The organism is Vibrio sp. S457-15, from assembly GCF_000960545.1.
In the GTDB taxonomy this organism is placed as follows: Bacteria; Pseudomonadota; Gammaproteobacteria; order Enterobacterales; family Vibrionaceae; genus Vibrio; species Vibrio parahaemolyticus.
Genome location: NZ_JYOQ01000075.1, coordinates 1 through 409 on the forward strand (window position 1 = coordinate 1; position 409 = coordinate 409).

At 51.6% G+C, this 409-nt stretch carries 1 rRNA gene; it reads right to left on the reverse strand.

Going from position 1 to position 409, the window contains the following annotated elements:
• Positions 1–409 (reverse strand): 23S ribosomal RNA (locus UF05_RS24365); the annotation flags it as partial.

Consider the following 409-nt stretch of genomic DNA (forward strand, 5'->3'; position numbering starts at 1 on the left):
CCGGTCTGGGTTGTCTCCCCCCCCTCGACGGTCGTGAGCACCCGCCGTGTGTCTCCCGGATAGTACTTACTGGTATCCGGAGTTTGCAAAGGGTTGGTAAGTCGGGATGACCCCCTAGCCTTATCAGTGCTTTGCCCCCAGTAGTATTCGTCCGAGGCGCTACCTAAATAGCTTTCGGGGAGAACAAGCTATCTCCAGGTTTGATTGGCCTTTCACCCCTAGCCACAAGTCATCCGCTAATTTTTGAACATTAGTCAGTTCGGTCCTCCAGTTGATGTTAGTCAACCTTCAACCTGCCCATGGGTAGGTCACCTGGTTTAGGGTCTATATCCAGAAACTGAACGCCCAGATAAGAATCGGAGTCCCAACTGCTCGACTAGATGGTTAACCTTGCCACTGAATATAAGTC